This is a genomic window from Streptomyces sp. P6-2-1 (genome assembly GCF_050613165.1).
Classification (GTDB): domain Bacteria; phylum Actinomycetota; class Actinomycetes; order Streptomycetales; family Streptomycetaceae; genus Streptomyces.
This window is the reverse complement of record NZ_CP192513.1, coordinates 2,992,289-3,005,629: the sequence shown is the minus strand read 5'-3', so window position 1 is coordinate 3,005,629 and position 13,341 is coordinate 2,992,289. Positions and strand designations below refer to the sequence as shown.

General features: G+C 75.0%; 7 protein-coding genes. 4 read left to right on the top strand and 3 right to left on the bottom strand.

What is annotated here, in order from left to right:
* Positions 1-43: 43 nt before the first annotated feature.
* Positions 44-1,504 (bottom strand): MFS transporter, encoded by a 1,461-nt coding sequence (locus ACQYWQ_RS12885; protein ID WP_431034611.1) that lies wholly within the window; start codon positions 1,502-1,504, stop codon positions 44-46.
* Positions 1,505-1,897: 393 nt separating this feature from the next.
* Between ACQYWQ_RS12885 and ACQYWQ_RS12880 the strand changes: the two genes are divergently transcribed.
* The 4 genes from ACQYWQ_RS12880 to ACQYWQ_RS12865 all read left to right on the top strand — a co-directional run bounded on the left by ACQYWQ_RS12880 (position 1,898) and on the right by ACQYWQ_RS12865 (position 7,956).
* Entirely contained in the window at positions 1,898-2,758 is an 861-nt protein-coding gene (locus ACQYWQ_RS12880; protein WP_431034609.1) for a DUF3027 domain-containing protein, read from the top strand.
* A 190-nt stretch (positions 2,759-2,948) separates the two neighbouring features.
* A complete protein-coding gene (locus tag ACQYWQ_RS12875) occupies positions 2,949-6,104 on the top strand; it encodes a sacsin N-terminal ATP-binding-like domain-containing protein (protein WP_431034607.1) in 3,156 nt (1,051 codons plus the stop codon).
* 118 nt (positions 6,105-6,222) lie between these two features.
* On the top strand, positions 6,223-6,924 hold the full coding sequence (locus ACQYWQ_RS12870; RefSeq protein WP_431034606.1) for a class I SAM-dependent methyltransferase: 702 nt from the start codon (positions 6,223-6,225) through the stop codon (positions 6,922-6,924).
* Between the two features lie 198 nt (positions 6,925-7,122).
* Positions 7,123-7,956 carry a hypothetical protein gene (locus tag ACQYWQ_RS12865; RefSeq protein WP_431034604.1) on the top strand — a complete coding sequence of 278 codons (834 nt, stop codon included), beginning with the start codon at positions 7,123-7,125 and terminating at the stop codon, positions 7,954-7,956.
* A 103-nt stretch (positions 7,957-8,059) separates the two neighbouring features.
* Here the strand turns inward: ACQYWQ_RS12865 and ACQYWQ_RS12860 are convergent, their stop codons facing one another.
* Both ACQYWQ_RS12860 and ACQYWQ_RS12855 read right to left on the bottom strand, forming a co-directional pair.
* Positions 8,060-10,573 carry a cation-translocating P-type ATPase gene (locus ACQYWQ_RS12860; RefSeq protein ID WP_431034603.1) on the bottom strand — a complete coding sequence of 838 codons (2,514 nt, stop codon included), beginning with the start codon at positions 10,571-10,573 and terminating at the stop codon, positions 8,060-8,062.
* 245 nt (positions 10,574-10,818) lie between these two features.
* Positions 10,819-13,293, bottom strand: a complete 2,475-nt coding sequence (locus ACQYWQ_RS12855; RefSeq protein ID WP_431034601.1) for an FUSC family protein — start codon at positions 13,291-13,293, stop codon at positions 10,819-10,821.
* Between the last annotated feature and the right edge of the window lie 48 nt (positions 13,294-13,341).

The following is a 13,341-nucleotide window of genomic DNA, read 5'->3' as shown; positions in this document are numbered from 1 at the left end:
GGCCCACAACCGCCACCGGCCCCGCTCACGCCACCGGCCCCGCTCACACCACCCGCGCGCCCCCGTGCCTGCGCCTGCCCGAGCGCAGCAGGCCGCGCAGCGTGCCGAGCCAGCCCGTCGCGACGATCGCCGCGGCGACCGAGAGGCCCAGCACGCCGTTCAGCGGCAGCGCGATGCCGATCGCGCCGCCGAGCACCCATGCCATTTGCAGCATCGTCTCCGAGCGCGCGAACGCGGACGTACGGACCTGCTCGGGCACCTCGCGCTGGATGAGCGCGTCCAGCGAGAGCTTCGCGAGCGCCTGCGCGCACCCCGCGCACGCCGCGAGCAGCGCCACCGAGAACTGGCCGAACAGGCACGCCGCCGTGATCGCGACCCCGAGAACGCCGCCCACGACCGTCACGATGATCAGCTCGGGCGTACGGGTGCGCAGCCACGCCCCCACCGCCGTGCCCAGCGCGTTCCCCGCGCCCGCCGCGACCCCGACCATCCCGAGCGAGACCGCCGCGCTCCGCCCGCCGAGCGGCTGGTCGCGCAGGAGGAAGGCGAGGAAGAAGATCAGGAAGCCCGAGAGGCCGCGCAGCGCCGCGTTCGCGCCGAGCGCGAAGAGCACCGTGGCACCGACCGCACGCAGCCCCTTCACCCGCTCGGACCCGCTCCCCCGCGCGCCCGCCGCCGCCTCGTACCGCACGTCCCCCCGGGCACCCTTCTCCAGCCGTACGGGCTCCCCCTCGCCGTGCCGCACCGGCTCCTCGGGGACCAGCCGGGCCCGCCGCTCCCCCTTCGCCGAGTCCACCTTCGGCGGCAGCCGGAACGACAGGAAGGCGCCCAGCACGAACAGCGCGCACGCCCCGTACAGCGGCCACCGCGGCCCGAGCAGTTGCAGCCCCGCGCCCACCGGGGCCGCCGCTCCCGTCGCCAGGAGGCCCCCGAGCGTGACCCGCGAATTCGCCTTGACCAGTGAGAACCGCGGCGGGAGCAGTCTCGGCACGACCGCGCTGCGCACCACCCCGTACGCCTTCGACGCGACCAGCACCCCGAGCGCCGCCGGGTACAGCTCCAGGCTCCCGCCCACCACCGCGTGCGACAGGACCAGCGCGAGCACCGCGCGCGCGAGCATCGACGTCGCCATCGCCGCGCGCCGCCCGTGCGGCAGCCGGTCCAGGAGCGGCCCGATCACCGGGGCGAGCACCGTGAACGGCGCCATCGTGATCGCCAGGTAGAGCGCGACGCGCCCGCGCGCCTCGTCCGTCGGCACCGCGAAGAACACCGTCGAAGCGAGCGACACCGTGATCATCACGTCGCCCGCGCCGTTGACCCCGTGCAATTCGATGAGCTTGCCGAGCCCCGACTCACCGGCGCCATGCGCGTGCGTCACGCGCCGCACCAGACGGCCCGTCGACGCGAACGGCGCAGCGGCGACCCGTCCGGCGGCACGCGTCCGCCGGAGCCGGGGACCCCCGCGCTCCGTACGCTGCTCGCCCGATGACGTGGAAGCGGTCACGTCGTCATCCTGCCCCGAAGTGCGCCGCCTAGTGCGGCTCCTGTGCGGCGAGTGGACCGACGGGCGGGGGCGGAGAGGCCCTTGTGACCCGTGCGGCGGAGGCCAGGCCCCGGGGGTGGCGCGGGGGCGCGAACGGGGGAGTGGGGGACGTCCGTGTGGGCCCCGGGGCGCGGAGAGGGTAGCGTGCACAGCGCGCCCACGGCGGTTACTCCTGGCCGCGCGCCCTTTCGCGATCCTTCAGAATGGATGGCGGAGAGCGCGCCCGGGACCCGAACCGACCGGGTACGGACGTCGACGCGGCCCCCAGGTCCGCTCCGTCCGCGCCCCCGACCGTGTCCGGGCCCCGCCGGAGCGGGCGCACTCGTGAGACGGCGTAGGAGAGAAGCGATACCTGTGAGCGCAGCGACAACGCGAAGCCGCACCCCTGACCGACTGTGTGTCGAGGCGGTCGACCTGGCGCGCGCCGCCGCGGCGGAGACCGCCGCGCCGGGTGTCGTCGGCGCGTACGTCGGCGCCGTCGCCGAGGGCGAGCGGGTCGTCACCCACTACTTCGCCTGCGAGGACCTCGGCTACCGGGGCTGGCGCTGGGCCGTCACCGTCGCCCGCGCCTCGCGCGCCAAGGTCGTCACGCTCGATGAGACGGTGCTCCTGCCCGGCCCCGAGTCGGTCCTCGCGCCCGAGTGGCTGCCGTGGAGCGAGCGCCTGCGGCCCGGGGACATGGGCCCGGGGGACCTCCTGCCCACCGAGGCCGAGGACCCGCGCCTGGAGCCCGGCCTGTACGACGGTGACGACGACACCCCGCCCCCGGACTCCGCCCTGAGCCCGGAGCTGGCCGAGCGCGCCGACGCCGAGGACGCCCGGCTCACCGACGGCCCCCCCGCCGACCTGCCCACCGCCCCCTCGCGCGGCTCGATCGCCGAGGTTGGCCGCGAGCTGGGCCTCGGCCGCCCCCGCGTGCTGTCCCGGTACGGCCTGGAGACGGCCGCCGAGCGCTGGGACGAGCAGTACGGGCCACGGACCCAGATGGCGCAGGCGGCCCCCGCCCCCTGCCACACCTGCGCCTTCCTCATCCCCCTGGCGGGATCGCTCCGCCAGTCCTTCGGCCTGTGCGCCAACGAGTTCGGCCCCGCCGACGGCCACGCGGTCTCCCTCTCCTACGGCTGCGGCGGCCACTCGGAGGCGGCGATCATGCCGAAGACCCCGGAGGCCCCGCCTCTCCGCCTGGACGAGGTCACAGAGCCACTGGCGGAGTGACCCTCTCCGGTCAGGAACGGAACCTTTCCGCTGGAACGCAATGTTCAGCCCGTCTGGGGGTCCCCCCGGCCGAAGGCTGGGGGAGCGTGAGGACAAAAGCCCCACCCGCGAACAGATCGACCCCTCGCAGGCGGGCCCACCCCGATTCCCCGCTACGTTCATGGGCACACGTACGCCAAGGAGTGAGCCCGTGACCCAAGCAGCCGAAGAACCCCGCCCCTCATCCACCGCGGACGACGTCTTCGGCACCTCCCGCCTCCGCGACGCCGTCCTCGCCACCTGGTCCGCTTCCCCCGCGCGCCTGCGCGAGGACGCCAATGCCGAGGAGGACCTCGCCCTCGGCGGCTACCGCGACCGCGTCGTCGTCGAGCTGGCGCAGAACGCCGCCGACGCCGCGGCCCGCGCCGGAGTGCCCGGCAGGCTCCGTATCGCCCTGCGCGACCGCGAGGGCGACAACCCGCCGGTCCTCGCCGTCGCGAACTCCGGCGCCCCCCTGGACGCGAGCGGCGTCGCCTCGCTCGCGACCCTGCGCGCCTCCGCGAAGCGCGAGGACGGTACGGGCACGGTCGGCCGTTTCGGCGTCGGCTTCGCCGCGGTGCTCGCGGTGAGCGACGAGCCCGCCGTGCTCGGCCGCACCGGGGGCGTCCGCTGGTCGCTCACCGAGGCCCGCGAGGCCGTCGCCGCGCTCGGCGTGCCCGCGCTCGACGAGGAGGTACGGCGCCGCGAGGGCCACGTACCGCTGCTCCGCCTCCCCTTTCCCGCCGAGGGCTCCGCGCCCGCGGGCTACGACACCGTCGTCGTCCTCCCGCTGCGCGACGCCGTCGCCGAGGACCTCGTCGAACGCCTCCTCACCGGCATCGACGACGCGCTCCTGCTCTCCCTGCCGGGCCTCGCCGAGATCGTCGTCGAGACCCCCGAGGGCACGCGCGTCCTGCGCCGCCGCGCCGAGGACCCGTACACCGTCATCGAGGACGACGGCGTCGTACGCCGCTGGCGCACCGTGAGCCACGGCGGCCCCCTCGACACCGCGCTCCTCGCCGGGCGTCCCGTCGAAGAACGCCTGCGCCCCTGGTGGGCCGTGACCTGGGCCGTCCCCGTCGACACCGAAGGCGCCCCCGAAGCGCCCCGCACCGTGCCCGTCGTGCACGCCCCGACGCCCAGCGAGGAACCGCTCGGCGTGCCCGCGCTGCTCATCGCGACGCTCCCGCTCGACACGAGCCGCCGCCACGTCGCGCCCGGGCCACTCACCGACTTCCTCGTCACGCGCGCCGCCGAGGCGTACGCGGAACTCCTCGCGAGCTGGCAGCCCGTCACGCCCGCCCTCCTCGACCTCGTGCCGGGCCCGCTCGGGCGCGCCCCGCTCGACGGCGCCGTGCGCGCGGCGATCCTCGCGCTCCTGCCCCGCACCGCCTTCCTCGCGCCCGCCGTGCCGCACGAGGGCGAGGAGCCGGGCAGCTGCACGGCGCTGCGCCCCGTCGAAGCCGAGGTCGTCGCGGGCGCCGGCCGCGAGACCGTCGACGTGCTCGCCGAGGTCCTCCCGAGCCTGCTCCCCGCCGGACTGGAGAGCCACCCCGCGCTGCGCACGCTCGACATCGCGCGCGTCCCGCTCACCGAGGCCGTCGACCGCCTCGCCGGGCTCGAACGCGCCCCCGGCTGGTGGCACCGCCTGTACGAGTCCCTCGCGGGCGTCGACCCCGACCGCCTCACCGGGCTCCCCGTGCCGCTCGCCTCGGGACGCACCGCGCTGGGCCCCCGGCACATCCTCCTGCCGCTCCCCGACGGCGGACCCGCCGCCGAAGCACTCGCCCGCCTCGGCCTCAAGGTCGCGCACCCCGAGGCCGCGCACCCGCTCCTCGAAAAGCTCGGCGCGCTCCCCGCGACCCCGCGCGCCGTCCTCACCACCCCGCAGGTCCGCGCCGCCGTCGCCGCCTCGCTCGACGAGGAGCCCTGGGACGGCGGCCTGGACACGGAAGCGGGGCTGCCCGACCCCGACGAGCTGGCGGACCTCGTCCTCGGGCTCGTCCGCGACGCGCACATCGAGGCGGGAGACGAGCCCTGGCTCGGCGCGCTCGCCCTCCCCGACGAGGACGGCGAACTCGCCCCCGCCTGCGAACTCGTGCTCCCCGGCGGGGACTTCGCCTCCGTCATGCGCGAGGACGCCCTCGCGGCCGTCGACGCGGACCTCGCCGCGCGCTGGGGCGGGAAACCCCTCGCCGCCTGCGGCGTGCTCAGCTCCTTCGCGCTCGTCCGCGCCCACGACACCGTCCTCGACCCCGACGAGCTGGAACCCCGCGAGGGCGACTGGCCCGAGCCCGACGACGCGGGGCTCCTCGACGCCGTCGACGTGTGGAGCGAGGACGTGCTCGACCGCTTCCCCGACACGCCCGTGCCGCCCGTAGCGACCGAACTCCTCGCCGTGCGCGACCTCGACCTCGTCGCCGACGACCGCTGGCCCCAGGCCCTCGCCCTCCTCGCCAGGCCCCCCTACCGCGAGGCCCTCACCGCGCCCGTGCGCGTCCTGCTCCCCGACGGCACGACCGAGTCCGTCCGCTCGTACACCGCCTGGTGGCTGCGCGGCCACCCCGTACTCGACGGGCGCCGCCCCGCCGGGCTCCTCGCCGCCGGCGGCGACCCGCTCCTGCGCGGCCTCTACGAGGAGGCCGACGCGAGCGGCTTCGAGGACGCCGAGGTCCTGCGCGCCCTCGGGGTCCGTACGAGCACGACCGCGCTCCTGGACGAGCCAGGCGGCGCCGCCGAACTCCTCGACCGCCTCGCCGACCCCGCGCGGGAGGTCACGGCCGCCCAGCTCCACGGCCTCTACTCCGCGCTCGCGACGCTCGACCCCGAGGACGTCACGCTCCCCGAGGACCTGCGCGCGGTCCGCGCCGAGCCCGACGCGTCCCCGTACGTCGTCGACGCCACCGAGGCGTACGTGGCCGACGCCCCCGACCTGCTGCCCCTCGCCGGGGAGCGCCCCCTCCTGCCCGTACGGCCGGGGCTCGCCGCCGCGCTCGCCGAACTCCTCCAGGTCAGCAGGCTCAGCGAGGCCGTGCCCGAGACCGTCGAGGGCGAGGGCACCGTGCACGAGGTCCCCGCCGCCGTCCGCACGCTCCTCGGCCCGCGCACCCCCGCCACGTACACCGAGTACGAGGAACTGACCGCCGGGGGTGTCGAGGTCGACTGGCGGCGCACCCCGGACGGCACCGTGCACGCCGCGACCCTGGAGGGCGTCGCCGCCGGGCTCGCGTGGGCCGCGGGACAGTGGCCCCGGCGCTTCGAGGTCGCCGCGCTCCTGGAGGACGACTCGCGGACGGCGGAACTGGCCCGCGACCGCTGGTTCGACTGAGGCCGGGCGACGCCCCCGGGCGCGCGCCCCGCTTGCCGGAACGGCAAGCGCGTTTGGCGCGCGCCCCCGGCCGCCCGCACCCTGGCAGCGATCCCCAGGGCGAGAGGCAGGTACGGGCATGAGCGGACACCCCCGGCACACGGTCGGCGAGGACTTCGGCGACGGGAGCGCCTTCTGGGAGGAGCGGTACGCGGCGAGCGACCGCGTCTGGAGCGGCGAGCCCAACACGGCGCTCGTCCGCGAGGTCGCCGCCCTCCCGCCGGGCCGCGCGCTCGACCTCGGCTGCGGCGAGGGCGCCGACGTCGTGTGGCTCGCCCGGCAGGGCTGGACCGTCACGGGCACCGACATCGCCGGGACAGCCCTCGCCCGCGCCCGCGCGCACGCCGCCGAAGCGGGCGTCGCCGCGCGCACCCGCTTCGAGCGGCACGTCCTCGGCACGAGCTTCCCCGAGGGCACCTACGACCTCGTCACCGCGTCCTTCCTGCACTCGCCCGACGCCTCCTTCCCGCGCGAGGCGATCCTGCGCCGCGCGGCCGCCGCCGTCGCCCCCGGCGGCACCCTCCTCGTCATCGGGCACGCGGGCCTCGCGCCCTGGGAGACCTACGAGGAGGGCGACCCGCACCTCGCCCTCCACCTGCCCTCGCCGCAGGAGGTCCTGGCGAGCCTGCGGCTCCCCGACGGCGAGTGGGACGTCCTCCTCGCCGCCGAGCACGACCGCGTGCAACACGCCCCCGACGGCGAGGCCCACCACCGCAGGGACAACGCGCTGAAGGTCCGCAGGCACGCGCACCGCACCGGCGAGGCCCCCAAGGCCACGTGACGCCCCTGTGGAACGCACGGGAGCGAAAAGTCTGGCCGGACGAGGGCAACCGGGGCGGGTCCTGGCCTGTCTCCTCGTACGAGCCATGAGGCTCCTCGCTCACATGTGCCCCGCGCCCCCGTGCGTCCCGCGCGCCGCGTCCCGTACGCGGGCGCCGGGACCGGCGCGGCGCGGGCACCTTCTCCCTCAGGGGAACACATGCGCATTCGTGCCACAGCGTCTGTCGTCGCGCTCGCGGGCTCCCTCGCTCTCGGCGCCCTCGCGGCCCCCGCCGCCCAGGCGGCGACCAAGCCCCCGGCACTCGACCTGAGCTTCGGCAAGGCGACCGTGAACGGCGGCAAGCCCGTCGTCGTGTCCACGGGCACGGCCAAGACCACCGTCAAGGTCACCTTCACCGCCCGGCACGGCAAGAAGGCCGACGTCTTCGGCAAGGACATCGACCTCGCCGTCGGCCTCTACCGGGGCACCGATGTCGACCACGCCGCCCGGACGTTCTGGAGCGGCGGCATCACCTGCGACGAGCCCAGCACCACGTCGCTCTCCTGCTCGACGAAGATCACCGTGCCCGCGGCGAAGCTCTCCGCCGCGGACGCGGGCACGAGCTGGAAGCTCTTCCTCGGCGCCGTGGACTGGAACGGCCACGACCCGGCGAAGGCCACCGACGCGCAGATCAGCACCGTCGAGCGGCAGAAAGCCGCGACCGCCTCGTTCCGCCGCGCCACCAAGCTCACCGCCGATGCCACGCCCGAGCCGGTGAAGAAGAACAGGACGCTCACCGTCAAGGGCACCCTGAGCCTCGCCAACTGGGACACGGACACGTACGCGGGCTTCGCCAAACAGCCCGTCGCGCTCCAGTTCAAGAAGAAGGGCACGAGCACCTACAAGACCCTCAAGACCGTCAGGACGGACAGCAAGGGCAGGCTCAGCACCACGACCAAGGCCACGGCGGACGGCTCCTACCGCTACTCCTTCGCGGGGACGTCCACGAGCGCGGCGCTCTCCTCGGCGGCCGACTACGTCGACGTGAAGTGAGCGCGTACGGCCGAAGCGCGCGGCGCTGAGGAAGAAGGGGGCCCCGTACGGCCGGTACGGGGCCCCCTTCCCGCACCGGCCGTACGGAACCCGTACCCCGCGCCTACGCGTCCTTCCCCGCCTTCCGCGCCTCCTCCGCCCTCCCCGCCTTCCGCGACCCCGCCCGCGTCGCCCCGCCGCGCCGCGCCAGCTTCCGCTTCCGCGCCGGGGTCTGCGCCGCCGGTTCGCTCGGGAAGCGGCGGCCCGCCCAGCGCCACACGAACTCCAAGACCACCGAGGCGATCACCGCGATCAGCACGCCCGTCCACGGCATCGTCGTCCCGACGAGCTTGAGCGCGAAGAACTTCTGCAACCACGGCACCGTGAGCACCAGCAGGAAGCCGAGCCCCATCGCCACGACGAGCAGAATCCGCCACCACGTGTACGGGCGGGCGACGATCGCGAGGACCCACAGCGAGATGAGGAAGAGCGTCAGCGTCGCGACGCTCGTCTCCGCGTCGAGCGCCCCGTGCCCCGAGTAGTGCGCCCGGGCGATGAGGTACGCGAGGAACGTCGCGGCGCCCGCGACGACACCGCAGGGGATCGCGTACCGCATGACGCGCCGCACGAAGTGGGGCCGGGCCCGCTCCTTGTTCGGCGCGAGCGCGAGGAAGAAGGCCGGGACGCCGATCGTCAGTGTCGACAGGAGCGTCAGGTGGCGGGGCAGGAAGGGGTACTCGACCTGCGAGCAGACCACGAGGATCGCGAGCAGCACCGAGTAGACCGTCTTGATGAGGAAGAGCGTCGCGACCCGCGTGATGTTGCCGATGACACGGCGGCCCTCGGCGACGACCGAGGGAAGCGTCGCGAAGCTGTTGTTGAGCAGCACGATCTGCGCGACCGCGCGCGTCGCCTCCGAGCCCGAGCCCATCGAGACGCCGATCTCCGCGTCCTTGAGCGCGAGGACGTCGTTGACACCGTCGCCCGTCATCGCGACCGTGTGCCCGCGCGACTGGAGCGCGGCGACCATCTCGCGCTTCTGCTGCGGTGTCACCCGCCCGAAGACGGTGTGCTCCTCGATCGCCGAGGCCAGCTCCGCGGGGTCCTTCGGCAGCTCGCGCGCGTCCACCGCGCTGTCCGCGCCGGGCAGCCCGAGCTTCGCCGCGACCGCGCCGACAGCGACCGCGTTGTCCCCCGAGATGACCTTCGCGGCGACGTGCTGCTCCTCGAAGTACCTGAGTGTCTCGGCCGCGTCCGGGCGCAGCCGCTGCTCCAGGACGACGAGCGCCGCGGGATCGGCCCCGTCGGCGGCCCCCTGCGCGTCGGGCGCGGCGCCTTCGCGCGCCTTGGCGAGGAGCAGCACGCGCAGCCCCTGCCGGTTCAGCTCCTCGGTCTCCGCGAGCGCCGGGTGCCCGGCGGGCAGCAGGACGTCGGGGGCGCCGAGCAGCCAGCCGCCGTGCCCGGCGAAGACCGCGCCCGAGTACTTGCGCGCCGAGGAGAAGGGCTGCGCCTGCTCGACCCGCCAGCCGCTCGTGTCGGGGTACGCGTCGATGACGGCCTGGAGACTCGCGTTGGGCCGCGGGTCGGAGGCGCCGAGCGCGCCGAGCACGGTCGCGGCCCGCTCCTCGTCGTACGTGCCGAGCGGGGTGAGCCGGGAGACGTCCATCCCGCCCTCGGTGAGCGTCCCCGTCTTGTCGAGGCACACCGTGTCGACGCGCGCGAGCCCCTCGATCGCGGGCAGCTCCTGCACGAGGCACTGCTTGCGCCCGAGCCGGATCACACCGATCGCGAAAGCGACCGACGTGAGCAGCACGAGGCCCTCGGGGACCATCGGCACGATGCCGCCGACCGTGCGGGCCACGGCGTCCTTGAAGCTGTTCTCCTTGACGACGAGCTGGCTGACGACGAGACCGATCGCCGCCGGCACCATCGCCCACGTGACGTACTTCAGGATGGTGGAGATACCGGAGCGCAGCTCGGAGCTGACGAGCGTGAACCGCGAGGCCTCCTCGGCGAGCCGCGCCGCGTACGCCTCGCGTCCCACCTTCGTCGCGGTGAAGGCCCCGCCGCCCGCGACGACGAAGCTCCCCGACATCACCGGGTCGCCCGGGTGCTTGACGACGGGATCGGCCTCGCCCGTCAGCAGCGATTCGTCGATCTCCAGGCTCTCGGCCTCCGCGACCTCCCCGTCGACCGGGATCTTGTCCCCCGGCCCGATCTCGACGAGATCCCCGAGCACCAGCTCACTCGCCGAGATCTCCCGGGACCGCCCGTCCCTGCGCACGGTCGGCTTCGCCTCGCTGATCACCGCGAGCGAGTCGAGCGTCCGCTTGGCGCGCCACTCCTGGAAGATCCCGATCGCGGTGTTCGCGACGATCACGTACCCGAAGAGGCTGTCCTGAAAGGGCGCCACGGCCAGCATGATCAGCCACAGCACCCCGATGATCGCGTTGAAGCGCGTGAAGACGTTCGCCCGCACGATCTCCGTGAGCGACCGCGAACTGCGCACGGGAACGTCATTGACCTCCCCCCGCCCGACCCGCTCCGCGACCTCGGCGGCACTGAGCCCGGCAGCGACCCCGCCCCCGGCCCCCACCCCGCCCCCAGGCCCCTCGTCGGCCTTCACCCCATCCGTCATGCAACCGACCGTATGCGCTGATCAGCCCCACCACCTGTCGAGAAGGGTGAAAACCTGCGTACCGCGCAAGATTTCCACCTGAGGGCGGAGGCGCTCGGCGCACGGGTCCATCTTCCGCAGTAGGGCCTGAGGGGGACCCGGACGGCGGTACGGGCATGCCTCCGGGGAAAGGAGGGCCGAGTGGCCCGGGCCGAGCGGGCGGGCGGCTGGGCCCGCCGATCCCGCTCGGGCCCTGCCGGACTCCCTCAGCCCTGCCGCTCCGTCAGGTCGAGCGCGTCGACGCCGTCCGTCCGCGCCGCGCTCACCGCCCCCCGCACCGTCGTCACCACCCCCGGTCCGCCCCGGCGCAGTGCCGGGGCCGTCGACAGGTCGTCGAGGAGGTCGCACAGGTGGTGGAGGGGGAGGAGGGCGCGCGGGGGGCGGGTGCTCTCGGTGCGGGCCGCTTCCTCGGCGGCCGCGAGGGAGGCGCGGGCCGCTGCCAGAGCGGTGCGGACCTCGTCCGTCGCGACGAGTGCGCGGTCCGGGTGCGTCGTGAGGTCGCGCGTCGCCGCGGCGAGGGCGCGGGCCGCCGTCGCGAGGTGGGCGCGCAGCGGGGTCGGGGTCTCCGTGCTCGTCGCGGCGCTCGCGAGGGGCACGAGGACGCGGGCCCTGCGCGCCGCCGCCGCGTAGACGCGCAGGCGTTCGCGCAGGTACGAGGGGTTGTTGCGCCAGACCAGCGGCCGCGTCAGGGGGCGCGCGACGAGCGCGAGGGCGCGCAGCCTGTGGTCCACCTCGCGGGCGAGCGCGTCCGGGTCGGCCTCCTCGACGGCCGCCCCTTCGAAGCGCAGCGCCACCCCTTCGAGCAGCTCGGTGAGCGCCCCGAAGAGTTCCGCCCGCGCCGAGTTCACGGTGTCGCGGGTGCCGGTCGGCAGGAACACGAGGCTGACGACGATGCCGACGAGCGCCCCGGCGGCCGTCTCCTCAAGCCGCAACAGCAACAGCTCCGCGGAGAACTCGTGGAGCAGTGTGTACATCTGCGCCACCATGATCGTGACGAAGAAGATCATGTACGCGTACGAGACCTTCACCAGGTAGAAGCCGACGCTCATGCTCACGACGATGAGCGTCAGCGCGAGCAGGCTGTGCCCGGTGGTGAGGTGCGCGAGGCCGATGCCCGCGATGATGCCGAGCAGCGTGCCGAGGACGCGGTGACCCGCCTTGATGACGGTCTCGGAGCGCGTCGCCGTCCCGGTGAAGGCGACAAAGGCGGCGATGACGGCCCAGTAGTACCGCTGCTCGGAGATCGCCTTGCCGACGATGATCGCGAGCCCTCCCGCGATCGCGGCCTGGAAGGCCTGCCGCGTCGAGAGCCGCACGCTGCGCAGTGGATTCCAGCCACGCCCGCGCGCGTGCACGTCCTTGGCGACGGCGGGCGAGCCCGGCAGATTGCCGAGGCTCAGCGCGACGGCCGGTTCGAAGCCGGTGTCGGCGGGGCCCGCCGTACCGGGCGCGGGCACACGGCCGACGAGCCCCGTGTACGTCGCCGCGGCAGCGGCGAGCTGCCGCGCGGCGGGCAACGCGCCCCGTACGAAGCCCTCGGAGCGGCGCGACTCCAGGAGCGTCGTGGCGAGCCGCCCCGCCTGCGCGTAGCGGTGGCGGCCGAGCGCCTGGGCGATGGCGTGCGCGGCGGCGCGCGGCCCCTCGGGCTCGTACGGCTGCCGCGCGAGCGTGTCGGCGGCCTGGGCGACGGCCTCGATGGCGAGCTGCGCCTCCAGGAGGCGGCGGCGCAGCGCGCGCGCCGACCAGCCCTCGGGCAGCGCGCCCGGCTCGGTGGACCAGCCCTCGATGAGGAGCGCGGTCTCGGCGAGACCGAGCTGGCGGCTGTGCAGTTCGCGGCGCAGGCGCTCGCGGCGGCGCGGCGACTCGGCGGCGAGCAGCGCGGCGGCGGTACGGGAGACGGCGCGTGCCCTGGCGCCGAAGGCGGCGCGCGCGTGGCGCAGCGCGTTGCCCGCGCGGTTGCGCAGCAGGGCGAGGCACAGGGCCGTGACCCAGACGGTGGCGAGGAGCACGGCGACGAGCAGCCCGGGGAGCTGGGACAGCTGAGGGTGGAGGAAGGCGGCGAAGAAGTAGCCCATCCAGCCCATGAAGCCGTAGAAGAAGTAGGCGAGACCGAAGCGGCGCACGTACACGGCGGCGAACATCACGAGGACGAAACCGGCCAGCATCGGTACGTCGTGCTCGGCGACGGCGATGCCCGGCAGGAGCCCCGCGAAGAGCGCGACGGGGAAGAACACGGCGATCCGCAGGTTCGCCACGGGCGAGGGCCCGGCGAGCGCGTTCGAGCCCAGCATCGCCACGACCGTGCCGATGATCATGTAAACGATCATGTCCTGCGGCGCGGCACCGTCGAGCCTGGCGTAGAGGTACTCGATCCCGAGGGCACCGGCCATCGCGAGGCCCGCGATGAGGGCGGTCCGCAGGCGTCCGAGGCCGGGGTCCGAGCCGAGGTGGAAATCACGGATGCCGTGGACGGCGGCGCGGAGCGCGGACGCTCGGGGTGCGGCGGCGTGCGGTGCGGTGGTACGGGGTGCCCACGTACGGGCGGCCGGTGCGGGGGCGGCCTGCGTGCGGGCCGCCTTCCGGCGCGGTGCGCCGGAAGGGGGTGCCGCGGTGGGGGAGGTCGCGGGGTGCGGCGCCGTGGGGTCGGCGTGCGGTGCTTCGGAACGTATGCCCTCTGCCATCTGGTCCTTGTCGCTCGGGGAAGGGAGCCCCGGGCGGGTCGCGGAGGC